At 71.5% G+C, this 19,771-nt stretch carries 22 protein-coding genes and 2 pseudogenes; 12 read left to right on the forward strand and 12 right to left on the reverse strand.

Features of this window, described 5'->3' with window-relative positions:
* The first annotated feature begins 69 nt into the window (after positions 1-69).
* Positions 70-585, forward strand: a complete 516-nt coding sequence (locus tag ACWD3E_RS18620) for a hypothetical protein (protein WP_451388638.1) — start codon at positions 70-72, stop codon at positions 583-585.
* 39 nt (positions 586-624) lie between these two features.
* On the opposite strand, the gene ACWD3E_RS18625 is transcribed toward ACWD3E_RS18620, so the two are convergent.
* Together ACWD3E_RS18625 and ACWD3E_RS18630 are read right to left on the reverse strand one after the other, a co-directional pair.
* Positions 625-1,083, reverse strand: a complete 459-nt coding sequence (locus ACWD3E_RS18625) for a hypothetical protein (RefSeq protein ID WP_451388639.1) — start codon at positions 1,081-1,083, stop codon at positions 625-627.
* A 114-nt stretch (positions 1,084-1,197) separates the two neighbouring features.
* A complete protein-coding gene (locus ACWD3E_RS18630; protein ID WP_451388640.1) occupies positions 1,198-1,710 on the reverse strand; it encodes a DinB family protein in 513 nt (170 codons plus the stop codon).
* Between the two features lie 120 nt (positions 1,711-1,830).
* On the opposite strand from ACWD3E_RS18630, the gene ACWD3E_RS18635 reads away from it, so the two are divergent.
* The gene (locus ACWD3E_RS18635) at positions 1,831-2,742 is read left to right on the forward strand and encodes a Gfo/Idh/MocA family protein (protein WP_451388641.1); all 912 of its coding nucleotides are present in this window, start codon (positions 1,831-1,833) and stop codon (positions 2,740-2,742) included.
* On the opposite strand, the gene lnt is transcribed toward ACWD3E_RS18635, so the two are convergent.
* Positions 2,660-4,225, reverse strand: coding sequence for an apolipoprotein N-acyltransferase (gene lnt, locus ACWD3E_RS18640; protein WP_451388642.1), 1,566 nt, complete (start codon positions 4,223-4,225; stop codon positions 2,660-2,662). The genes ACWD3E_RS18635 and lnt overlap by 83 nt on opposite strands.
* 97 nt (positions 4,226-4,322) lie before the next feature.
* A complete protein-coding gene (locus ACWD3E_RS18645; protein WP_451388643.1) occupies positions 4,323-4,805 on the reverse strand; it encodes a nuclear transport factor 2 family protein in 483 nt (160 codons plus the stop codon).
* 91 nt (positions 4,806-4,896) lie between these two features.
* Here ACWD3E_RS18645 and ACWD3E_RS18650 point away from each other — a divergent pair, with 91 nt between their 5' ends.
* The gene (locus ACWD3E_RS18650; protein WP_451388644.1) at positions 4,897-5,508 is read left to right on the forward strand and encodes a DUF4291 domain-containing protein; all 612 of its coding nucleotides are present in this window, start codon (positions 4,897-4,899) and stop codon (positions 5,506-5,508) included.
* A gap of 16 nt (positions 5,509-5,524) precedes the next feature.
* Here ACWD3E_RS18650 and ACWD3E_RS18655 read toward each other — a convergent pair whose 3' ends face one another.
* Together ACWD3E_RS18655 and ACWD3E_RS18660 are read right to left on the reverse strand one after the other, a co-directional pair.
* Positions 5,525-5,704, reverse strand: coding sequence for a hypothetical protein (locus tag ACWD3E_RS18655; RefSeq protein WP_451388645.1), 180 nt, complete (start codon positions 5,702-5,704; stop codon positions 5,525-5,527).
* Positions 5,705-5,952: 248 nt separating this feature from the next.
* On the reverse strand, positions 5,953-6,432 hold the full coding sequence (locus ACWD3E_RS18660; protein ID WP_451388646.1) for a winged helix-turn-helix transcriptional regulator: 480 nt from the start codon (positions 6,430-6,432) through the stop codon (positions 5,953-5,955).
* A gap of 94 nt (positions 6,433-6,526) precedes the next feature.
* Here ACWD3E_RS18660 and ACWD3E_RS18665 point away from each other — a divergent pair, with 94 nt between their 5' ends.
* A complete protein-coding gene (locus ACWD3E_RS18665) occupies positions 6,527-7,696 on the forward strand; it encodes a thiolase family protein (protein ID WP_451388647.1) in 1,170 nt (389 codons plus the stop codon).
* Positions 7,697-7,718: 22 nt separating this feature from the next.
* On the opposite strand, the gene ACWD3E_RS18670 is transcribed toward ACWD3E_RS18665, so the two are convergent.
* Positions 7,719-8,414: a TVP38/TMEM64 family protein gene (locus ACWD3E_RS18670; RefSeq protein WP_451388648.1), complete on the reverse strand. Its 696-nt coding sequence runs from the start codon at positions 8,412-8,414 to the stop codon at positions 7,719-7,721.
* Positions 8,415-8,717: 303 nt separating this feature from the next.
* Between ACWD3E_RS18670 and tuf the strand changes: the two genes are divergently transcribed.
* Both tuf and ACWD3E_RS18680 read left to right on the forward strand, forming a co-directional pair.
* A complete protein-coding gene (tuf, locus tag ACWD3E_RS18675; RefSeq protein WP_451388649.1) occupies positions 8,718-9,887 on the forward strand; it encodes an elongation factor Tu in 1,170 nt (389 codons plus the stop codon).
* Between the two features lie 30 nt (positions 9,888-9,917).
* The gene (locus ACWD3E_RS18680; protein WP_451388650.1) at positions 9,918-10,763 is read left to right on the forward strand and encodes a spermidine synthase; all 846 of its coding nucleotides are present in this window, start codon (positions 9,918-9,920) and stop codon (positions 10,761-10,763) included.
* On the opposite strand, the pseudogene ACWD3E_RS18685 reads toward ACWD3E_RS18680, so the two are convergent.
* Positions 10,725-11,006, reverse strand: a pseudogene (locus tag ACWD3E_RS18685) (MFS transporter); the annotation flags it as partial. The gene ACWD3E_RS18680 and the pseudogene ACWD3E_RS18685 sit on opposite strands and share 39 nt — an antisense overlap.
* A 452-nt stretch (positions 11,007-11,458) precedes the next feature.
* On the opposite strand from ACWD3E_RS18685, the gene ACWD3E_RS18690 reads away from it, so the two are divergent.
* On the forward strand, positions 11,459-11,896 hold the full coding sequence (locus tag ACWD3E_RS18690; RefSeq protein WP_451388651.1) for a cupin domain-containing protein: 438 nt from the start codon (positions 11,459-11,461) through the stop codon (positions 11,894-11,896).
* Between the two features lie 157 nt (positions 11,897-12,053).
* Here ACWD3E_RS18690 and ACWD3E_RS18695 read toward each other — a convergent pair whose 3' ends face one another.
* Positions 12,054-12,179: a hypothetical protein gene (locus ACWD3E_RS18695; RefSeq protein WP_451388652.1), complete on the reverse strand. Its 126-nt coding sequence runs from the start codon at positions 12,177-12,179 to the stop codon at positions 12,054-12,056.
* A gap of 38 nt (positions 12,180-12,217) precedes the next feature.
* On the opposite strand from ACWD3E_RS18695, the gene ACWD3E_RS18700 reads away from it, so the two are divergent.
* Both ACWD3E_RS18700 and ACWD3E_RS18705 read left to right on the forward strand, forming a co-directional pair.
* Entirely contained in the window at positions 12,218-12,433 is a 216-nt protein-coding gene (locus tag ACWD3E_RS18700) for a nitroreductase family protein (RefSeq protein WP_451388980.1), read from the forward strand.
* Positions 12,434-12,612: 179 nt separating this feature from the next.
* Positions 12,613-13,341 carry an SDR family oxidoreductase gene (locus tag ACWD3E_RS18705; protein WP_451388653.1) on the forward strand — a complete coding sequence of 243 codons (729 nt, stop codon included), beginning with the start codon at positions 12,613-12,615 and terminating at the stop codon, positions 13,339-13,341.
* A gap of 490 nt (positions 13,342-13,831) precedes the next feature.
* Here ACWD3E_RS18705 and ACWD3E_RS18710 read toward each other — a convergent pair whose 3' ends face one another.
* Entirely contained in the window at positions 13,832-14,221 is a 390-nt protein-coding gene (locus ACWD3E_RS18710; RefSeq protein ID WP_451388996.1) for a hypothetical protein, read from the reverse strand.
* A gap of 10 nt (positions 14,222-14,231) precedes the next feature.
* Positions 14,232-14,627: pseudogene (locus ACWD3E_RS18715) on the reverse strand (MFS transporter); the annotation flags it as partial.
* A gap of 206 nt (positions 14,628-14,833) precedes the next feature.
* Here ACWD3E_RS18715 and ACWD3E_RS18720 point away from each other — a divergent pair.
* Positions 14,834-15,169, forward strand: coding sequence for a hypothetical protein (locus ACWD3E_RS18720; RefSeq protein ID WP_451388654.1), 336 nt, complete (start codon positions 14,834-14,836; stop codon positions 15,167-15,169).
* Between the two features lie 54 nt (positions 15,170-15,223).
* Here ACWD3E_RS18720 and ACWD3E_RS18725 read toward each other — a convergent pair whose 3' ends face one another.
* Positions 15,224-16,222 (reverse strand): hypothetical protein, encoded by a 999-nt coding sequence (locus ACWD3E_RS18725; protein ID WP_451388655.1) that lies wholly within the window; start codon positions 16,220-16,222, stop codon positions 15,224-15,226.
* A gap of 142 nt (positions 16,223-16,364) precedes the next feature.
* Here ACWD3E_RS18725 and ACWD3E_RS18730 point away from each other — a divergent pair, with 142 nt between their 5' ends.
* Both ACWD3E_RS18730 and ACWD3E_RS18735 read left to right on the forward strand, forming a co-directional pair.
* A complete protein-coding gene (locus tag ACWD3E_RS18730; RefSeq protein ID WP_451388981.1) occupies positions 16,365-16,808 on the forward strand; it encodes a DUF4442 domain-containing protein in 444 nt (147 codons plus the stop codon).
* A 290-nt stretch (positions 16,809-17,098) separates the two neighbouring features.
* Positions 17,099-19,579 (forward strand): beta-glucosidase, encoded by a 2,481-nt coding sequence (locus ACWD3E_RS18735; RefSeq protein ID WP_451388656.1) that lies wholly within the window; start codon positions 17,099-17,101, stop codon positions 19,577-19,579.
* Positions 19,580-19,771: the final 192 nt, after the last annotated feature.

Consider the following 19,771-nt stretch of genomic DNA (forward strand, 5'->3'; position numbering starts at 1 on the left):
GCCGGTTAGCGTCGGGTGACACAGTCGGCGAGACGGCCGATTACTGCTGACGACGGCCCGGAGGACGCGGTGGCGGAGCGACAGGAGCAGGCGGCACTGGACGACGTGCTGACGCGCATCGGACAGGTCGTGATGCTGCACCACGGCGGCGACCGCGAGGAGGCCCGGCGCCGCTTCCTCGAACTGTGGGCCGAGATCGGCGAGGAGGGCGCCCCGCTGCACCGCTCCACGCTGGCCCACTATCTCGCCGACACCCAGGACGACCCGGGGGACGAACTCGCCTGGGACCTGCGGGCGTTGTCAGCGGCGGAGGAACTTGACGACGGCCGCGGCGACGACCCGCTGACCGTCCGGGGCTTCTACCCCTCCCTGCACCTCAACCTCGCCGCCGACTACGTGAAGCTCGGCCGCCTGGACGCCGCCCGCAGCCATCTGCACCGCGCCCGCCGCGCCTCGGACTCCCTGCCCGACGACGGCTACGGCAACGGCGTCCGGGCCGCGATCGACCGCCTGGAGCTGCGCCTGAGCGAGGACGGCCCCCTGAGCGGCGACAACTGGGGGCCGCCGCGGCAGCGGCCCAGCTGAGAGCGGGCCGCACGGGGCGTCCCGTCCGTCCCACCGGCCTCAATGCCCGTACGTCTGCCGGCAGATGACCGCCTCGGGGCTGTCCTTCTGCCAGCCGCCGTACTTCGTGCCGAGGGCGCACACGTCCGGGGCCTTCGGCGCCGGCTGCGGCAGGTCCGGGGCCTGGACGGGCGTCCGCCGGGGGTGGTCCGGGCGCGGCGGTGCGGGCGGGGCCGGCGGGCGGCGCGTGACCGGCGGCGCGGCCGTGGGCCGGTGCGCGGCGGTCGGCGCGGGGCGTTCCGGGTGCCGGGGCGGGCCGACCATCTCCAGCGCCTCGCGGGCCGGTGCCTGCACCACCCGGGGCTCCGCGCTGCCGTCCGGCCGGGGCGCCGTCGGCTGTGAGGGCACGGTGTCCGGCGGGGGACCGGGAGTTGCCGGTCCCGGAACCGTCACACAGCCGGAGAGGGCCGAGACGGCCACGGTGAACAGGAGCGCTGCGGTGGTCGTCGTTCGATGCACCCGCGCCACTCTGCTGGGTCGGCCCCCGGCCCCGCACCGCCAACCTGAGGTTGATGCCCCGCACGGGTGATCTCGTGCCCCGTACGGAGGGCTTCGAGGCGCGGCGGGTGACGTTCAGTCGCCGGTGGCGCCGTCGATCCGCTCCCGGATCAGGTCGGCGTGGCCGTTGTGCCGGGCGTACTCCTCGATCATGTGGGTGTAGATCCAGCGGAGGTTGAAGGGCTTGTCGCTGGACCTGCTCCGCCCCTTGGAGAAGTCGTCGAGCGTGAGGCCGGCGGTGTTGCGGCGAGCCGTCTCGATCTCGGCCTGCCAGGTGGCGTACGCCTCGTCCCAGGTGTCGGCCTCGGTGAAGTGGAAGTCGCCGTCCGGGTCTTCCTCGGTGCAGTACAGAACCCCGGGGTCCTCGCCCCGCAGTATCTCGTGGAACCAGAATCGCTCGACCTCCGCCATGTGCCGCACCAGGCCCAGCAGCGACAGCTCGGAGGGCTCGATGGAGGCGGTCCGCAGCTGGACCTCGGTCAGGCCGTCGCACTTCCAGGCGAGAGTCTGCCGGTGATAGTCCAGCCACCCCTCCAGCATGGTGCGTTCGTCGGCGTCGAGAGCGGGCTCGTCCCGCTTGATCGTCATGCCCGCATCCTCGCAACACCGCGCCGGGTATCACCAGTGGGTATTCCCACGGGATCACCGGCTGACGACCGCCGTATGCTGCCGGGAAGACACACGCAGGCACACGGCAGGGGAGCGCACGTGAAGGTCGGCTGCATCGGACTCGGGGACATCGCTCAGAAGGCCTACCTGCCGGTGCTGAGCACCCAGCCGGGGATCGACCTCCACCTGCACACCCGCACGCCCGCCACCCTCGACCGCGTCGCCGACTCCCTGCACCTGCCCGCCGGCCGGCGTCACGCGACCCTGGACTCCCTGCTCGCCGCCGGCCTCGACGCGGCCTTCGTGCACGCGCCCACCGTCGTCCACCCCGAGCTCGTCACCCGGCTGCTGGAGGCGGGCGTACCGACGTACGTCGACAAGCCGCTCGCCTACGAACTCGCCGACTCCGAGCGGCTGGTGGAGCTGGCCGAGCGGCGCGGCGTCTCGCTCTTCGTCGGCTTCAACCGCCGCTACGCCCCCGGGTACGCGCAGTGCCTGGAGCACCCGCGCGAGCTGATCCTCATGCAGAAGAACCGGATCGGCCTGCCCGAGGAACCGCGCTCGATGGTCCTGGACGACTTCATCCACGTCGTGGACACCCTGCGCTTTCTGGTGCCGGGCCCGGTCGACGACGTGACCGTCCGTGCCCGCACCGAGGCCGGGCTGCTCCACCACGTCGTGCTCCAGCTCGCCGGGGAGGGCTTCACCGCGCTCGGCGTGATGAACCGGCTCAGCGGCTCCGTCGAGGAGATCCTGGAGGTCTCCGGGCAGGACACCAAGCGCCAGGTGCTCAACCTCGCCGAGGTGATCGATCACAAGGGGCAGCCGACCGTGCGCCGGCGCGGCGACTGGGTGTCGGTGGCCCGGCAGCGCGGCATCGAGCAGGCCGTCCTCACGTTCCTCGACGCCGTGCGCGCGGGCAAGGTGCTCAGCGCCCGTGACGCGCTGGCGACCCATGAACTCTGCGAGCGGGTGGTACGAGCGGTGCTGGAGCGCTCCGGCGCAGCCTGAGCGCCCGCACCCCCTCGCCCGCGCCCAGCACGGCCAGCACCAGCAGTGCGCCGTGCACCGGCCAGTCGCCGTAGCGGACGTACGGCGTGATGCCGTGCGCGAGCGGTACCTCGTAGACGCGCGTGGCGCTCGCGCCGGTGCCCAGCCACGGGCCGAGCCGCTGCCCGCTCGGGCCGTACACGGCCGACACGCCGGTCAGGGTGGCGTGCACCATCGGGCGGCCGGTCTCGGCGGCGCGCAGCGCGGCCAGCGAGGCGTGCTGCTCGGGGGCCCAGCTGTGCTGGAAGGTCGAGGTCGCGGACTGGCCGAGCAGGACGTCGGCGCCGTCCTCGGCGAGGTGCCGGCTCATGTCGGGGAACGCGGTCTCGAAGCAGATCAGCGGGCCGATACGCAGCCCGTGTCCGACGTTCATCACGACCTGTTCGGTGCCGCGCCTGCGGTCCTCGCCGGCGGCCTTGCCGACCGAGGTGGCCCAGCCGAGCAGTGAGCGGGCGGGTATGTACTCGCCGAAGGGCACGAGCCGCATCTTGTCGTACCGGTAGCCGGTCACGCCGCTCGGGCCGACCAGCACCGAACTCTTGTAGATGCCGGGCCGGTCGGAGCGGCGGGCGTCCACGTTCACCAGCACATCGGCGCCGACCGTGCGGGACAGCGCGGCGATCCGCCGCGTCAGATCGGGCCGGTCGCCCAGATCGAAGCCGACGCTGGACTCGCCCCAAACGACCAGGTCGACGTGCTGCCCGGCCAGCTGCCGGGTCAGCTGCTCCTCGCGGTCGAACCGCTTGTCGCCGCCGTCCATGATTCCCGGCTGCACGACGGCGATCCGCACCTGCCCGTCCACCTGCGGGCGGGGCGCCCAGACCCAGGCGGCCGAGGTCGCGGCGGCCGTCGCCACCAGGGAGGCCAGGGCGGGCATCCGGGACTCGCGCACGGCAACCAGCGCCGCCACCGCCACGTTCACCGCGACCACCAGGAAGCTGACCAGCCACACCCCGCCGACCGAGGCGAGCCGCAGCGCCGGCGCCACCTGCCACTGGCTGGCGCCGAGCATGCCCCAGGGCCCGCCGAGCCCCTGCCAGGAGCGGACCAGCTCCACCATCAGCCACGCCGAGGGCAGCACGAGCAGCGCGGCGGCGCCCCGCGCGGCCGAGGGCACCCCGCCGAGGAACCTGCGGACCAGCCAGCCCCAGGGCGCCCAGAGCACGCCGAGCAGCGCGGCTATCAGGAAGATGAACACGTGCAGGCTCGGCAGCAGCCAGTGGTGCACCGCCACCATGAACCCGAAGCCGCCGCACCAGCCGTCGTACGCGGCACGCCGGCCGGTCGGCGCCGCGCGGGCCAACAGGATCCAGGGAACCATGGCGACGTAGGCGAACCACCACAGTGACGGCGCCGGGAAGGCGAGGACGGGCAGGGCGCCCGCCAGAGCGGCCACCGACGAGCGTCGCCACGGGGAGGTCAGCCAGCGGTCGAACGTCGTCATACGGAGCCTCCCTAGCAGCCGCTGGCTCCAGTGTGCGCGCCCGCAGCGATCTCCGACAGAGGGCCTCGAACCCGCAGGCCGGAGCGGTCGGACCGGGTCAGTCCGGCACGGCCGCCGGGCTGCGCTCGGGCAGGCGGCGCCACTTCTCGTGCACCACCACCTGGCGCAGCCGCCACCCCTCCGCCGTGCGAAGCACCCCGAAGTCGTACCGGCCGCCGCACACCAGGTCCGGAGCCGTGCCGTCACCGTCGCCCGCGAACCGCATGGGGTTGAGATAGTCGGCCCGCACCCGGGCGGTGTCCCCCGTGTCGTGGTCCAGGATGCCGAAGCGCACCAGGCGGTTGACGATCAGATGCTGCCGCATCGAGAACAGCTCCAGGCTTGCGGCGAGCCACCCGGCGACCTGGCCCGCGTCGCCCTCGATGCCGCCCGCGGACCGGTAGTCGGCCCGTCCGTCCGTCGTGAACAGTCTCCGGTACGCCGCCCAGTCGCCGTCGTCCACCGCCACCGCGTACGCGGTGATCAGCTCGTCCACGGCCAGTCGGGCCATTACGGTCGCTAGCTCCACGCGCTGCGTCATCGGCACAGTGTTGGGCATGGGGAGCGCGGAGCCAAGAGGCGTGGGCGATATTCGGTGGTCCGGGCCACCGGAGGTCCGCGACGCTGTCCCCGTGAACGAACAGTCAGTCGAAGACGAGCCGAAATTCCGGATCCGGGCCCTCCACACGGAGTCCACGATCACCGTCTACCAGGCCTACCGCCCGGAGATAGGCGGCCCGGCGGCCCGCACCGGACGCTTCCCGTCCGCCTGGAAGCGGGACCGGATGACCTGGATCAAGCCGTCCTTCCTGTGGATGATGTACCGCTGCGGCTGGGGTACCAAGGAGGGCCAGGAGACCGTCCTCGCCGTCGAGATCAGCCGCGACGGCTTCGAGTGGGCCCTGCGGAACGCGTGCCTGTCGCACTACGTGTCCGGGCTGCACGCGGACCAGGCCGCCTGGAAAGGGGAGTTGCGGCAGTCGCCGGCCCGCGTCCAGTGGGACCCCGAGCGGGATCTGCACCACAACCCGCTGCCGTACCGGTCGTTGCAGCTGGGGCTCTCCGGTCAGGCGGCGGCACGGTACGCCGACGAGTGGATCACCGGCATCGAGGACGTGACCCCGCTCGCGACGGAGATCCACGCCCTGGTGCGGGCAGGTGAGTCGGAGAAGGCGACGGAGCTGCTGCCTCAGGAGCGGCCGTACCCGGTGGCCGAGGAACTGCTCGCGCATCTGCGGGCGTAGGCCAACCCCGGTCGGCTCAGGCCGCCTTGATGATCTCTCCGCGGATCGCCTCGGCCCATTCGACCACCAACAGCTCGTACTCCTCGCGCTCCTGGGCCGACAGGGTGCCGCCCGCACGCAGCCACAGCGCCCGGATGCGCTCGTTCACCTCGGCGGCGGACCGCACGGAGCCAAGGGGCATGGATTCGGGGGACATGCGGGCAAGCCTAGGGGCAAGCACTGACACTGCGCTACCGCGTGGCTACACAGACCGCACGCGGTCGGTCACAGGCGGCGCGGCACGACGTGTTGCGCGCAGGTGAAGTGCCCGGTCACGCCGGTCTGCAGGGCCGCTCGGAGGCGGGCACGCAGGGCCGGGAAGATGTCCGAAACGGCGCCGCCGGTGGCGTCAGCTCGGCGACTTTGCCGCGTGCGGCTCGACGTGTGCCGGCGGCATCCGGCGTCCTACGCGGCCGTGGGGCCGGCGACCGTCCAGCCGGGGACCTGGGGGTGGGCCGTCAGGTCCTCGTGGCGTACCTCGTCGCCACAGGCCCGGCAGGTGACGACCGGGACCAGTTCGTTGCCGCAGCTGTGCTCGACGGCCATGGGGAGGTCGGCTCCCTTGCGCAGATGCCGGTCGCCCCACTCCTTGAGGGTCATCAGGACCGGCTCCAGCTCCAGGCCCGCCTGCGTGGGCCGGTACTCGAAGCGCGGCGGGCGCTCGCTGTAGGCGCGCTTGGTGAGGATCCCGGCGTCCACGAGCCGGCGCAGCCGGGTGGCCAGGATGTCGCGCGGGGCGCCGATGTTGCGCACGAGCTGATCGAAGCGGCCGTTGCCCAGGCACACCTCCCGCAGAACGAGCAGGGAGTACTTCTCGCCGACCACTGCGAGGGCGTCGGCGATGGAGCAGGGGCGCGGGTCTTGCGTGCTTTTCCGGGCGGCCATGCAGTGCAGTCTAGTAGAGGGTTTGATTTTCCAACCTGCCGAGCTATGGTGAGTTTGGATTTCCTACTCACCAGTAGTCGCAGGAGGCCGCACCATGCGAGACGCAGTCATCGTCGAAGCCGTACGCACCCCCATCGGCAAGGGCAAGCCCAACGGCTCCCTCGCGCACGTCCACCCCGTACAACTCCTCGCCCACACCCTGAGCACGCTGGTCGAGCGCTCCGGTGTCGACCCGGCGCTGATCGACGACGTCATCGGCGGCACCGTCGACCAGGTCGGCGAGCAGGCCATGAACACCACCCGGTACGCCGTCCTCGCGGCGGGCTTCCCCGAGTCGGTCCCGGCGACCACGGTGGACCGCCAGTGCGGCTCCTCCCAGCAGGCCGTGCACTTCGCCGCGCAGGGCGTCATCTCGGGCGCGTACGACCTCGTCGTCGCCTGCGGTGTGGAGTCGATGAGCAGGGTGCCGATGTGGTCCAACGTGCCCGCGGGCAAGGACCCGTTCGGGCCGGGCGTCGCCGAGCGCTACCCGGAGGGCCTGGTCCCGCAGGGCATCAGCGCCGAACTGATCGCCGCCAAGTGGTCCCTCACGCGCGCGCGGATGGACGAGTTCGCCGTCTCCTCGCACCACAAGGCGGCCCGGGCCTGGGCGAACGGCCTCTTCGACGCCGAGGTCGCGCCCCTGGACGGCGTCACCCGCGACGAATGCGTACGGCCCGGCAGCACCCCGGAGATCCTCGCCGGCCTCAAGCCCGCCTACTACGACCCCACGTTCGCCGAGCGCTTCCCGCAGATCGAGTGGAACGTCACCGCGGGCAACGCGAGCCCGGTCAACGACGGAGCCTCCGCCGTTCTGATCACCTCCAGCGAGACCGCGGCCCGCCTCGGCCTGCGCCCGATCGCCCGCCTGCACAGCTTCGCCGTCACCGGCTCCGACCCGCTGCTCATGCTCACCGGGGTCATCCCGGCCACCGAGAAGGTGCTGCGCCGGGCGGGCCTGAGCCTCGACGACATCGACCTGTTCGAGGTCAACGAGGCCTTCTCCAGCGTGGTCCTGGCCTGGCAGCAGGAGACCGGCGCCGACCTCGCCAGGGTCAACGTGCACGGCGGCGCCATCGCCCTCGGACACCCGCTCGGCGCCAGCGGCACCCGGCTGACCACCACCCTCGTGCACGCCATGCGCGAGCGCGGCGCCCGCTACGCCCTGCAGACCATGTGCGAGGCGGGCGGACTCGCCAACGCCATGATCCTGGAAAGGGCCTGACGGATCACTGACTGCCGAGTGATCAACGGGCGCGCAGGTGGTGGCGCTTGCGCCAGGCCACCACACCGCCCGCGAGCGCCGGTACGGCGATGGCGGCCATCGCGATCAGGAAAGCGGGCGAGGTCGGTGCCGAGGCACGCGCCCCGGCGACGACGTAGGCGGCGGTGTTCGGGACGGAGCCGAGCGCCGTCGCCAGGAGAAAGGCCACCCACCCCATCCGGGAGACCGCCGCACAGTAGTTCGCCACCCAGAACGGAATCCCGGGGAAGAGGCGGGCCGCCAGCATCGACCGGAAGCCGTGCCGGCTGAGCTGGCCGTCGACCGCCTTCAGCCAGCGTCCGCGCAGCAGCGGGCGCAGCGCGTCCTGCCCGAGCACCCGGCCCAGACCGAACGACACCCCGGCCCCGAGCACCGTCCCCGCCAGCGCGGTGCCGAGCCCCAGCTGGGAGCCGAACAGCGCGCCCGCCGCCAGGTTGAGCAGGGGGCGCGGTACGAACGCCACCGAGCACAGCCCGTACGCAACCGAGAACACCAGCGCTGCCGCGGCACCGCCGAGCTGCGGCGGCCAGCCGTGCGTGAGCAGCCGCTGCGGTTCGAAGAGCAGCACACAGACCCCGGCCGCCGCGAGCAGCGCCACCAGCAGGGACAGGCGGGCGTACGGCGACAGGAGCGCCCGGGGAAGGGCCGTGGCGGTGCCAGAGCGGTTGGCATCGAGCATCCGGTGACATTAACCGACGAGCGTGTCTGATCGCCGTACGGGCCGGATCGCGTAGGCGAAAAACCATTCGACGCCGGACAAACCGTCGGCGATGATCGATGCCATGTTCCGGCACGCCTTCCTCCTCGCAGCACCCGCCGTCGCGGGTGCCCCGAAGGCTGCCGTCCCGATCGTCGTGGCCGCTGTCGACGGCGCCCGAAGCTGACCCTCTCCGGATCGTCCGGCGGACCCCGCAGGGGGAGGGTCGGCCAGTCCTTGGGGTCCCGCATTCCCGTATCACCGGAGAGACTTCGAGGTACAGCCATGTCCAAAACGGCATACGTGCGCACCAAGCCGCACCTGAACATCGGCACGATGGGCCATGTCGACCACGGCAAGACCACCCTGACCGCCGCCATCACCAAGGTCCTGGCCGAGCGCGGCACCGGCACGTTCGTGCCGTTCGACCGCATCGACCGGGCCCCGGAGGAGGCCGCCCGGGGCATCACCATCAACATCGCGCACGTCGAGTACGAGACCGACACCCGGCACTACGCCCATGTCGACATGCCGGGCCACGCCGACTACGTCAAGAACATGGTCACCGGCGCCGCGCAGCTCGACGGGGCCATCCTCGTCGTCTCCGCGCTCGACGGGATCATGCCGCAGACCGCGGAGCACGTGCTGCTCGCCCGGCAGGTGGGCGTCGACCACATCGTCGTCGCCCTCAACAAGGCCGACGCGGGTGACGAGGAGCTGAGCGACCTGGTCGAGCTGGAGGTCCGCGAGCTGCTCACCGCGCAGGGGTATCCGGGGGACGCCGTACCCGTCGTACGCGTCTCCGGGCTGAAGGCACTGGAAGGAGACCCGCGCTGGACCGCGTCCATCGAGGCGCTGCTCGACGCGGTCGACACCTACGTACCCATGCCCGAGCGCTACCTGGACGCGCCCTTCCTGCTGCCCGTGGAGAACGTGCTCACCATCACCGGCCGCGGCACCGTCGTCACGGGTGCCGTGGAGCGCGGGACCCTGCGGGTGGGGGACCGGGTCGAGGTGCTCGGGGTCGGCCTGGAGACCGTCGTCACCGGCCTGGAGACCTTCGGCAAGCCCATGGCGGAGGCGCAGGCCGGGGACAACGTGGCCGTGCTGCTGCGCGGTGTGCCGCGGGACGCGGTGCGGCGGGGGCACGTGGTGGCGGCGCCGGGGAGCGTGGTGCCCGGCCGGCGGTTCTCGGCGCGGGTGTACGTGCTGTCCGCGCGCGAGGGTGGTCGTACGACGCCCGTCTCCACGGGGTACCGGCCGCAGTTCTACATCCGCACGGCGGACGTGGTCGGGGACGTCGACCTGGGCGAGGCGGCGGTCGCCCGGCCCGGGGACACGGTCGAGATGACCGTCGAGCTGGGGCGGGAGGTCCCGCTGGAGCCGGGGCTCGGCTTCGCCATCCGCGAGGGCGGCAGGACGGTCGGCGCGGGCACGGTCGTCTCCGTGGACTGAGCGCACGGCGGATCGCCGCACAATGGAGAGGTGAACGAAGCCATACCCGTCACCCGAGCCGTCGACCACGGCACCGCCAAGCTGATGCCGGACGTCGACCGTGAGCGGGCCTGGCTGCTCACGGTCGACGGGGCCCCGCAGTCGTACGTCGACCTGGACGAGCCCACGTATCTGGAGTTCGAGTACGCGCGGCGGCTCGGGTATGTGCTGGACATCCTGGCCGAACCCGGGCTGCCGCTGGACGTGCTGCATCTCGGCGGGGGCGCGCTGACGCTCCCGCGGTACGTGGCCGCCACCCGGCCCGGGTCCCGGCAGGACGTGGTGGAGGCCGACCGGGGGCTGCTGGCGCTGGTCGCCGAGCATCTGCCGCTGCCCGCGGCCTCGGGCGTCGTGCTGCACACCGCCGACGCCCGGGCCTGGCTCGAAGCCGCCCCGGACGACTCCGCCGACGTGCTGATCGCGGACGTCTTCGGCGGCTCCCGCATCCCGGCGCACCTCACGTCCCTCGCCTACGCACGGGAGGCGGAGCGCGTCCTGCGGCCCGGCGGGGTCTATATGGCGAACCTCGCCGACGGGGCGCCGTTCGCCTTCCTGCGTTCCCAACTCGCCACGTTCGCCGCCGTGTTCGCGGAACTGGCGCTGATCGCCGAGCCGGGCGTGCTGCGCGGGCGCCGGTTCGGCAACGGCGTGCTCGTCGCCGCCCACCGGCCCCTCGACACAGCCGCGCTGGCCCGCCGCACCGCGGCCGACGCCTTCCCGGCCCGCGTCGAACACGGCCCGGCGCTGCGGGACTTCATCGGCTCGGCGCAGCCGGTTGCGGACGCCGACGCCGTGCCCTCACCCGAGCCCCCCGACGGCGCGTTCGGCATCGGCTGACACCTCGCCTGCCGGGACAGGGTCGGGTGACATCGCGTCGTCGCCGGCGATCCGCTGCGGGCGGCGGGTCAGTTCGCGGACGTCCGGGACCAGTAGGACCAGGGCCGTGACCAGCACGACGAGGCCCGCGCAGCCCCAGTGCGCCGCCGTACGGCCGAAGGCCGACTCGGCGGGGCCGGCCAGGGCCGTGGCGAGCGGCAGCAGAGAGACCGAGCCGAACCAGTCGTACGCCGACACGCGCGAGTCGCTCAGCTCGGTGCTCATCGCGTGATTCAGCCCGCCGCTTCCCTACCAACCTGATGCTCCGCTGCCTCAGCTGAAGATGCTGCGCCAGAGCGTCTGTCAGCCTCGGCACGCAGGTTGCGCACCTGTGGCGCGAGGAGGGCGGCCATGGCCGCCAGGACACCCGCACACGCTCTGCCACCCGCTGCGATGCGGTCTCGATGCCGCCAGCTCCCGGATTGTGGCGGCCGCCGACGGGAGGCAGGGTGGTCTCGAGACCGTTCGGGCGAGGCAGAAGGCACACGGCCTGTCACGGATACGGGCCGTGGCTTGCCCTCATCACGAAGCGAGTCGTGTGAGCCGGGAACCGGCGACCTCGGTCACCGCCGAACGAGTAGGTCGGTACACCGGTCCGGAATACGGTGACCAACCCAAGATCGTCCATTCCGGACAGGCTTACGGAGGTGTGGTGCATGTCAGGGAAGAACCCAGAGCACGGGACCGCCACCGAGGTCACCTTGCCGTCCGAAGTCAAGTTGCTCCAGGAAGTCACTCCGCCCTTTTTTCCCGAAGGTGGTTCGGGAATGACCATTCTCGTCGAGTGGCCTCCCGGTCACCCCGGGCTCCCTCCGCATCGCCACTCGGGCCCGTCGTTCGGCTACGTGATGGAGGGCGCGCTCCGGTTCGAGCTCGAGGGTGAGCCGGAGCGTGTGGTCGAGGCCGGCGGGACGTTCTGGGAGCCAGGCGGTGACGTGATCCACTATCAGGACGGCAACGCCCTGTCGGACGCACCGACCAAGTTTGTGGTGACCATGGTGTGCGCGCCGGGTCAGCCGATGCTCACGGTGGTCGACGAGGAGGAGCTGAAGGAACGGGCGCACCTGCGCGCCCCGCGTCCCTCCGAAGGCTGACCGCGAGATCGACACGCGTCACATCACAACAGGGCAAACGTTGCCTGATACGGCCCCAGGTCTGCCCCGGGCACGGTGACGCGCCGTCATTCGTAGACCGAGCACTGCACTGTCGTCGGTGAGGTCTGACCGAGCGCACGGGAGCGGCGGGCTGGGTTCATGGGCGCACGATGGCCAGGGCGGTGTCGCCGGTGGCGCCGCCGGGTGTGAGTAGGTCGGTGAGCACGGCGTCGGCGAGGGCTTCGGGAGCGTCTGCCTGGGGGCCGACGGGCGGTGCGCGCATTCACCGACCGGGATGTCCCGAGGGAGGTGCTGGAGCGCGTGGTGTCCGCCGTGGCTTGGGCGCCGTCCGCGGCGAAGCTCCAGCCTTGGCACACCTACGCGGTGACAGGCGTGCCGTCGGCCGAGATCAAGAAGCGCGCCGGCGAGCGCCTTGCCGCAGGCGACCCCTGGGACGAGCCGGAGTACGAGCAGTACCCACCGGCACTGAAGTCCCCCTACCGCGAGCGCCGATCCACCTTCGGTGAGCAGCGCTAGGGCGCCCGTTTCACAAGGCCGTCGCGGAAGTCCTGTCATCCCCGGACGAGCTCACCCAGGTCATCTTCGTCGAGGTCTCTGACGCCGCGCCTCCTCAGCCGATTGAGGTGCATGTTGCCGCACCCGCACAGTGTCCTATATGTCATATTTGCCCACGTAATCTCGAGGAAAGGCGCCTTATGAAGATCGCAGTCGTCGGTGGTACCGGGCTGATCGGATCACAGGTCGTCACAGACCTGAACGCCGCCGGGCACGAGGCGGTACCCCACTCGAAGTCCACCGGGGTCGACGTCATCAGCGGCCAGGGACTGGACGAGGCGGTGGCGGGAGCTGACGTCGTCGTCAACCTGACGAACTCCCCGACCTTCGACGAAGCCTCCCTGGCCTTCTTCCAGACCTCGATGGACAACCTCCTGGCCGCGGCCCACAAGGGCGGTGTCGGTCACTTCGTCATCCTCTCGATCGTCGGGGCGGACCAGGTGCCGGAGCTGGACTACTACAAGGCCAAGGTGCTCCAGGAGCAGGTCCTCGCGGCCGGGCCGATCCCCTACTCGATCGTCCGGGCGACGCAGTTCATGGAGTTCATGGACGCCGTCCTGTCCTGGACCGCCGACGGCGACACTGTCCGGTTGCCCGCCACGCCGATCCAGCCGATCGCCGCCAAGGACGTGGCCGACGCGGTGGCGCAGGTCGCCGCAGGCGCCCCGCTGAACAGCATTCGCAACATCGCCGGCCCCGAGATCTTCTCCCTGGACGAGTTGGGCCGCATCACCCTGTCCCACAAGGGCGACAGCCGCACGGTCGTCACCGACCCCACCGCCGGCATGTTCGCCGTCGTCAAGGGCGACGTCCTCACCGACGAGCACGCCCACCTCGCCCCCACCCGCTACACCGACTGGCTCTCCTGACCCGCTCGCACCCTCTGAGGTGTGCAGACCGCAAAGAGCCACCCCGTCGCCCACCTCGCCAACTGCCCGCCTTGCGCGCCGCCGGGCTCGACGCCTGCTGCATCGGCGGTGCGGCGCGGCTCTCGGGTGGGACCTGCCGGCGGACGTCGCATCATTCGACCGCAGGCGCACAGCGTTGGACGCGCCGGTGCCGGTGGGTGGACTGGGCTTTCCGTTCCGGGCGCGGTGCCCACTGCCTGGTCACCTGCGCAGGGCGCGATCTGGTGCGACTTCTTGTGCCCACGACTGTCCGCGAGTGGTCACACGGAGCAGATGAGGGAGGTAGGTGATCCTGGACGTCTATGAGGCGGTCACGAGCCGACGAGCATTCTTCCCCCCGGGTCGGCCGCAAGGAGCGGAACGAGATCGCGGCCGCCTTGCCTCTGGCCGACTAACTGGCTCGGACCGGAAAGGAGTCGAGTGCCCGTGGGCATGCGCTGGTTGACCGCGGTTATCCAGAGACGCCGAACACCACCGTCGTACCGGCGAGGAACATGACGGCGTACAGCACGCCCACCGGCACCGAAACGGCCGGCGCGGCGGACGGCAGCGCGAGCGGGAACACGCAGAAGGTGCCGGCGAGCAGGAAGCGGCGGGGCTTCCAGCGGGTCATCAGCAGCGCCCCGCAGACCGTGCCCGCGCCGAACGCGGCCAGCGCCAGACCCCAGGGGCCCGCGCCGCCCAGGCTGTCCCGGGCGACGAGCGGACCGTAGACGGCGTCGGCCGCGCCCACGACAGCGTTGGCGACGGAGAACTGCACGACGATGCCCCACAGCCAGGGCCGTCCGATGAACTCCCGCCAGCCGTCCTGGAGATCGGCGAGCAGGCCGCCGCCCGGCACGCGCCGGGGGGATGTGGCCGACGTCGAGGAACGCGCGCAGCGCCCCGGCGATCGCGAAGGCCGCCGCGTCCAGCGCGGGCACCCAGCCGGGGCCGAACGCCGCGACCAGCGCGCCGCCGAGCGCAGCTCCGGCGAGGGCCGCGCCCTGGGTGGCCATGCGGAGGGCGGCGAACGCCCGGCCCGCCTCCTCGCCCTCCACGCAGGACATCAGCATGCCCTCGGCCGCCGGGCCGAAGAACGCCTGCCCGGTGCCGCCCAACGCGGTGAGCAGGAACACCACCAGAGGGAAGGGTGCGGGACGCGGCCACCAGTCCCACGCCCCGCCGTCGCCGCCCGCGCCCAGCACCGCGAACGCGGCTGCGATGAGCGAGCCGTTGGCGCCGAGGCTGGGCACGGCTGTCTTCACCGGCCGACTGTCACTTGCGCGTGCCGAGGTTGCAAACGGTTTCCGGTGGCGAACGCCCGGGCTCAACTCGGCGTGCCCCGAGCTGTTTTGACCGGGGCGATGGCGCCTCCTACAGTACTCAAGTCATGTTTATGACGAATTGTCAGGACATGGGCTCATTTGCGCGAGAACACTCGTTTGCAGAAGATCAAGAAGAAAGGACTCTCATGCGCAAGCATGCTGCAGCCCTGATCGGCACGGCCGCGCTCATCGGCGCCGCCGTGCCCGCCCTCGTCGCGGCGCCCGCCTCGGCCTCGACGCTCAGCTGCCGCCCCGCCGCCCACCGCTACGTCGTGACCGCGACGAAGGCCGCCGTCCACAAGACGCCGAGCGCGCGCGGCACGGTGATCGGCCACGTGTACAAGGGCCAGCAGGTGGTCTCCAAGTACGAGTGCAACAACGGTGGCACCCTCTGGGAGTGCATCAAGGACTGCCAGGTCTCCGACAACGGGACCCCCACCGTGTGGGGCCACTGGGTCTACCGCGGCTACCTGAGGGGCTGAGGCCCCACGGTGTTCCGGCCCGCCGCGTCGAGGCGGGCCGAAGCGCCTGCCGGCTCAGTCGCTCGTCGGAGTGCCGTGAAGCCGGACCGTGCTGAGGACCTTCAGGACGGTTGCGTCGGGAACCTCGTCGTGCACGCCCTTGGCCCCGAAGAAGTTGACGGACACGAAGTCGTCGTTGGAGTTCTTGAAGCCGAACGTGAGTGCCTTGCCGTCGCTCGCGCACTTGCCCTTGGCGGGCGTGTTCGTCGAGTGCGCCCAGCCGTAGCTGCCCGCGATGCCCGAGGCGGTCGTGAACGGCGTGCCCTTCTTGTCGAAGGTGATGCTCTTCTTGTCGGGCATCGTGTAGCCGCCGAAGACCCACCAGGCCGGCGTGTTGACCGCGATCTCGTCGGCGTTCTTGGCACCGCTCGCGCCCTTGGACCCCACGACGGCCAGCGGGGTGTCCTCGGTGCGGCCGTCCTTGTCGTCGTCCGAGGTGCACCACTTGGACTGGTACTCGGCGATGCCCGACATGGTGATGCCCTTGTCCTTCTCCTTCGGGAACTTGAAGGAATAGGGCACGCCCGGGGCCTCGACCTCCCACTCGGCGGGCACGTCGAAGGCTATGCCCCACTTGGGGTTCACCACGACCTTCCAGCCGGGGATCGTCGGCTTCTCCGTCTCGCTGCCGCGCGGGTCGTCCGTGGCGGACGACGTCGGCGTCGAAGCGGTCGTAGGGGACTGGCTCTGCTTGCCCTTCCCGCTGCTCGCCTCGTCGTCCTTCGAGTCGCCCAGGATCACGTATCCGGTCACCCCGGCGGCGATCACGACGGCCGCCGCCGCGAGGATCGCGATCAGCTTCGTCCGTCCGCCGCCGCCCCGCGGGGGCGTGGGCAGGGGGGTGGTCGGGGGCTGCTGCTGGCCCCACTGCTGCTGCTGGCCGTACGGGTTCGCCTGCGGGTACTGCTGGTAGCCGGGCTGCTGGTACGGATTCGGCTGCTGGTAACCCGGCTGTTGGTACGGGTTGTTCTGCGGGTTCTGCGCGCCCCCGGGCGGCTGCTCTCCTGGCCACATGGGGAGTAACCCTAGCCGTGTCGTGGACACGATTCGGTCACCGGATCTTGTCAGGCACGTACCAGGAGCGGAGCAAGGTGCCGGAGAGCCTGGCCAGCCGGACCTACTCGTTAGTAACATCGCGGCCATGAGCGAAGACCAGATGTCGATCGGCGAGCTGCTCGCCGCCACGGTTCCGATGGTGAAGACCCTGAACCTGGAGTACCTGGAGACCACTCCGGAGCGGGCCGTCCTGTCGCTGCCGGACCAGAGCGAGTACCGCAACCACGTCGGCGGGCCGCACGCCGGCGCGATGTTCACCCTCGGTGAGTCCGCGAGCGGTGCGATCGTCCTCGCGGCCTTCGGTGACCAGCTCTCGCGTGCCGTGCCGCTGCCGGTCACCGCGCAGATCGCCTTCAAGAAGATCGCCCTGGGTCCGGTGAAGGCCACCGCGACCCTCGGCCGGCCGATCGCCGACGTCGTCGCCGAACTCGACGCGGGCAAGCGCCCCGAGTTCCCGGTGACCGTCGCCATCCAGCGGGAGGACGGCGCCGTCACGACGGAGATGGAAGTGATCTGGACGCTCCGGCCCAACAACAAGGACTGACGCGTCGTATGTCGCACATGGACTGACACGTCGCACGAGAGGGGCCCGGCCGGGAGCGGAGGGGCCCCTCTCCCGTCTTCCCTTCGGTTCTTGTCGGCATGACCCCGATTTCCGTTCGTCTCGTTGACACGAGTCATCAATGGTTCTAGTTTTCGGGCGCACCCGTGATGTCCCATGGGGCGTCAGGTCCTTGGGGCACGTGATGCGTTCAGGGGCTGAACACGATTCGGGGGGCGCGGGTGCACAGCGGTTCACAACGTAGTGCCCGCTCACCGAAGGAGTGACGGCCCATGCCCGCACCCGTCTCCCGGCGTTCCACCCTGCGTCTGACCGCCGCCGCGATCGTCGTCGCCGCGACCGCCGCCGGCTCGTTCGTCCCCGCCCGTCCCGCCTTCGCGAGGGGCAGGACCGAGGCCGGAGCCGGCCCCCGCGTCGAGGGGCTGATCGCGAAGCTCACCCTCGACGAGAAGATCTCCCTCCTGCACGGCGCCACCGACCCGGACTCGCTCGGCCAGGCCGGGTACGTGCCCGGCGTGCCCCGCCTGGGCATTCCGCCGCTGCGGCTGGCCGACGGGCCCGCCGGGGTCCGCATCACCCGGCACGCCACCGCCCTGCCCGCCCCGGTGCTGCTCGCCTCCGCCTTCGACCCGGAGCTGGCCCGCCGCTACGGCAGCGTCATCGGCCGCGAGGGCCGAGCCCTGGGCCAGGACGTGCTGCTCTCCCCGATGGTCAACCTCATCCGCACCCCGTACGCGGGCCGCAACTTCGAGACCTTCGGCGAGGATCCGCTGCTCGCCGCCGACCTGGTCGCCGCCGAGATCGAGGGCATCCAGGGCGAGGGACTCATCGCGACCGTCAAGCACTTCGCCCTGAACAACCAGGAGAAGAACCGCACGTCCATCGACGTACGAGCCGACGAACAGACCATGCACGAACTGGAGTTGCGCGGCTTCGAAGCCGCCGTCCGGGCCGGCACCGGCGCCGTCATGGGTGCCTACAACAAGGTCAACGGCACCTACGCCTGCGAGAACAGGACGCTGCTCACCGACATCCTGCGCGAGCAGTGGGGCTTCACGGGCTGGGTGATGACCGACTGGTTCGCTGCGCACAGCACGGCCGCCGCGCTGACCGCCGGGCTCGACATGGAGATGCCCGACGACACCTACTTCGGTACGGCGCTGAAGACGGCCGTACGCGACGGCAGCGTACCGGAGCGGTACGTCGACCGGGCCGTGCGCAGGGTGCTCTCCGTCATCGACCGGTTCGGGCTGCTCGACGGCAGCCCGCCACCGCGCCCCGCCCGCGACCCCAAGGCCGGGGCGGCCGTCGCACTGGAGGTCGCCAAGGCGGGCGCGACGCTGCTCCGCAACGAACACCGCACCCTGCCCCTCGATGCCGGCCGCATCGCGGTGATCGGGCCGACCGGAGCTCTGCCGTTCGTCAGCGGCGGCGGCAGCGCGCACGTCGTCCCGGACGCGGCGGCCAGCCCCCTCGACGCGATCCGCGAGCGGTCCGGCGCCGACGTCGTCCACGCCCTGGGTGAGGACCTGTACGGCAAGGCCCTCCCGCCCGACGCCCTCGCCCCGCGCCTCGACACCGAGGCGCAGCGCGTCGCCGCCGGGGCCACCTGGAGTTACGAGGGCACGCTCACCGTCCCCGAGGACGACGAGTGGACCCTGCTCATCCACTACTCGGGCACCCCCGCCCTCCGGCCCAAGGTGCTCCTCGACGGACAGGAACTGTTCCCGCTCGCTCCCGGATACGACGAGTACATCCTGTTCGGCGGCCTGGTCTCCGTCGCCCCCGACCGGCTCGCCGTGCGCCGCAAGACGCTCCGCCTGACCAAGGGTGCGCACACCCTGCGCATCACCGCGCAGGGCGGTGACCAGGGCCAGTTGTTCCGGCTGCGCCGCATCACCGGCGCCACCCGGGCCGCCGACGTGGCCGAGGCCGTCACCGCGGCCCGGGCCGCGCGGCACGTCGTGCTCTTCGCCTACGAGGACGCCACCGAGGGCCTGGACCGCACCACCCTCGCCCTGCCCGGCCACCAGGAGGCCCTGATCGAGGCGGTGACCGCGGCCAACCCGCGGACGACCGTGGTTCTCAACACCTCCTCGGCCACCTCGATGCCCTGGCTGCGGCGCACCGGCGCGGTGCTCCAGATGTACTACCCGGGCCAGGAGGGCGCCGCAGCCACCGCCGCCGTCCTGTTCGGCGACTGCGACCCCGGCGGCCGGCTGACCCAGTCCTTCCCGGTCGACGACGACCACCATCCGGTCGCGGGCGACCCGCACCGCTACCCCGGCATCGACGGCGAGGAGGAGTACTCCGAGGGCATCCACCTCGGCTACCGCTGGTACGACGCCCACGGCGGGCGCCCGCTGTTCCCCTTCGGGTACGGGCTGTCGTACACCTCCTTCGCCTACTCGGACCTGTCGGCCCGGTGGACGGGTCACGCGCTGGACGTGGCCTTCACCGTGCACAACACCGGCCGGCGTGACGGCATCGACGTGCCCCAGGTGTACGTCGGACGCTCCCCCGACCTCCAACTCGACCAGGTCGTAAGGGCGTTGGGCGGCTACCGGCGGATCGCGCTGGCGGCGGGGGAGCGGCGCCGGGTGACCGTCCGGGTGACGCCGCGCTCGCTGTCGTCGTGGGACGCGCGCCGGCACGGCTGGGTGCTCGGCACCGGGCCGCGCACGGTCTGGGTCGGCGCGTCCTCGCGTGACCTGCGGCTGCGGACGAGCGTGCGGGTGACCGGCGCGGACTGAGGGGGAGGCTTCGGGTGCTTTGACAGTTCTGTGGGGAATTGGGCGCGCTGGCTGAATCGGTGCCACCGCTCAGGAAAAGGACGCGGCGTTGTTGACCCATCAGTAAGTACTCGCTACGTTCCGGGGGCCCCGAACCGCTTAAGAGCGTTCTGCCGCACAAACCCCCCACCGTGCTGTCTCGACGATTGGTCG

The organism is Streptomyces sp. NPDC002676, from assembly GCF_053592455.1.

Bases quoted from the DNA above. Each gene is read 5' to 3' on its own strand.
- ACWD3E_RS18665 (WP_451388647.1), top strand. From the start codon at position 6,527: ATGCGAGACGCAGTCATCGTCGAAGCCGTACGCACCCCCATCGGCAAG.
- ACWD3E_RS18735 (WP_451388656.1), top strand. From the start codon at position 17,099: ATGCCCGCACCCGTCTCCCGGCGTTCCACCCTGCGTCTGACCGCCGCC.
- ACWD3E_RS18655 (WP_451388645.1), bottom strand. From the start codon at position 5,704: ATGTCCCCCGAATCCATGCCCCTTGGCTCCGTGCGGTCCGCCGCCGAG.
- ACWD3E_RS18630 (WP_451388640.1), bottom strand. From the start codon at position 1,710: ATGACGATCAAGCGGGACGAGCCCGCTCTCGACGCCGACGAACGCACC.
- ACWD3E_RS18670 (WP_451388648.1), bottom strand. From the start codon at position 8,414: ATGCTCGATGCCAACCGCTCTGGCACCGCCACGGCCCTTCCCCGGGCG.
- ACWD3E_RS18730 (WP_451388981.1), top strand. From the start codon at position 16,365: ATGTCGATCGGCGAGCTGCTCGCCGCCACGGTTCCGATGGTGAAGACC.
- tuf (WP_451388649.1), top strand. From the start codon at position 8,718: ATGTCCAAAACGGCATACGTGCGCACCAAGCCGCACCTGAACATCGGC.
- ACWD3E_RS18705 (WP_451388653.1), top strand. From the start codon at position 12,613: ATGAAGATCGCAGTCGTCGGTGGTACCGGGCTGATCGGATCACAGGTC.
- ACWD3E_RS18725 (WP_451388655.1), bottom strand. From the start codon at position 16,222: ATGTGGCCAGGAGAGCAGCCGCCCGGGGGCGCGCAGAACCCGCAGAAC.
- ACWD3E_RS18645 (WP_451388643.1), bottom strand. From the start codon at position 4,805: ATGACGCAGCGCGTGGAGCTAGCGACCGTAATGGCCCGACTGGCCGTG.
- ACWD3E_RS18720 (WP_451388654.1), top strand. From the start codon at position 14,834: ATGCGCAAGCATGCTGCAGCCCTGATCGGCACGGCCGCGCTCATCGGC.
- lnt (WP_451388642.1), bottom strand. From the start codon at position 4,225: ATGACGACGTTCGACCGCTGGCTGACCTCCCCGTGGCGACGCTCGTCG.
- ACWD3E_RS18660 (WP_451388646.1), bottom strand. From the start codon at position 6,432: ATGGCCGCCCGGAAAAGCACGCAAGACCCGCGCCCCTGCTCCATCGCC.
- ACWD3E_RS18690 (WP_451388651.1), top strand. From the start codon at position 11,459: ATGTCAGGGAAGAACCCAGAGCACGGGACCGCCACCGAGGTCACCTTG.
- ACWD3E_RS18695 (WP_451388652.1), bottom strand. From the start codon at position 12,179: ATGCGCGCACCGCCCGTCGGCCCCCAGGCAGACGCTCCCGAAGCCCTC.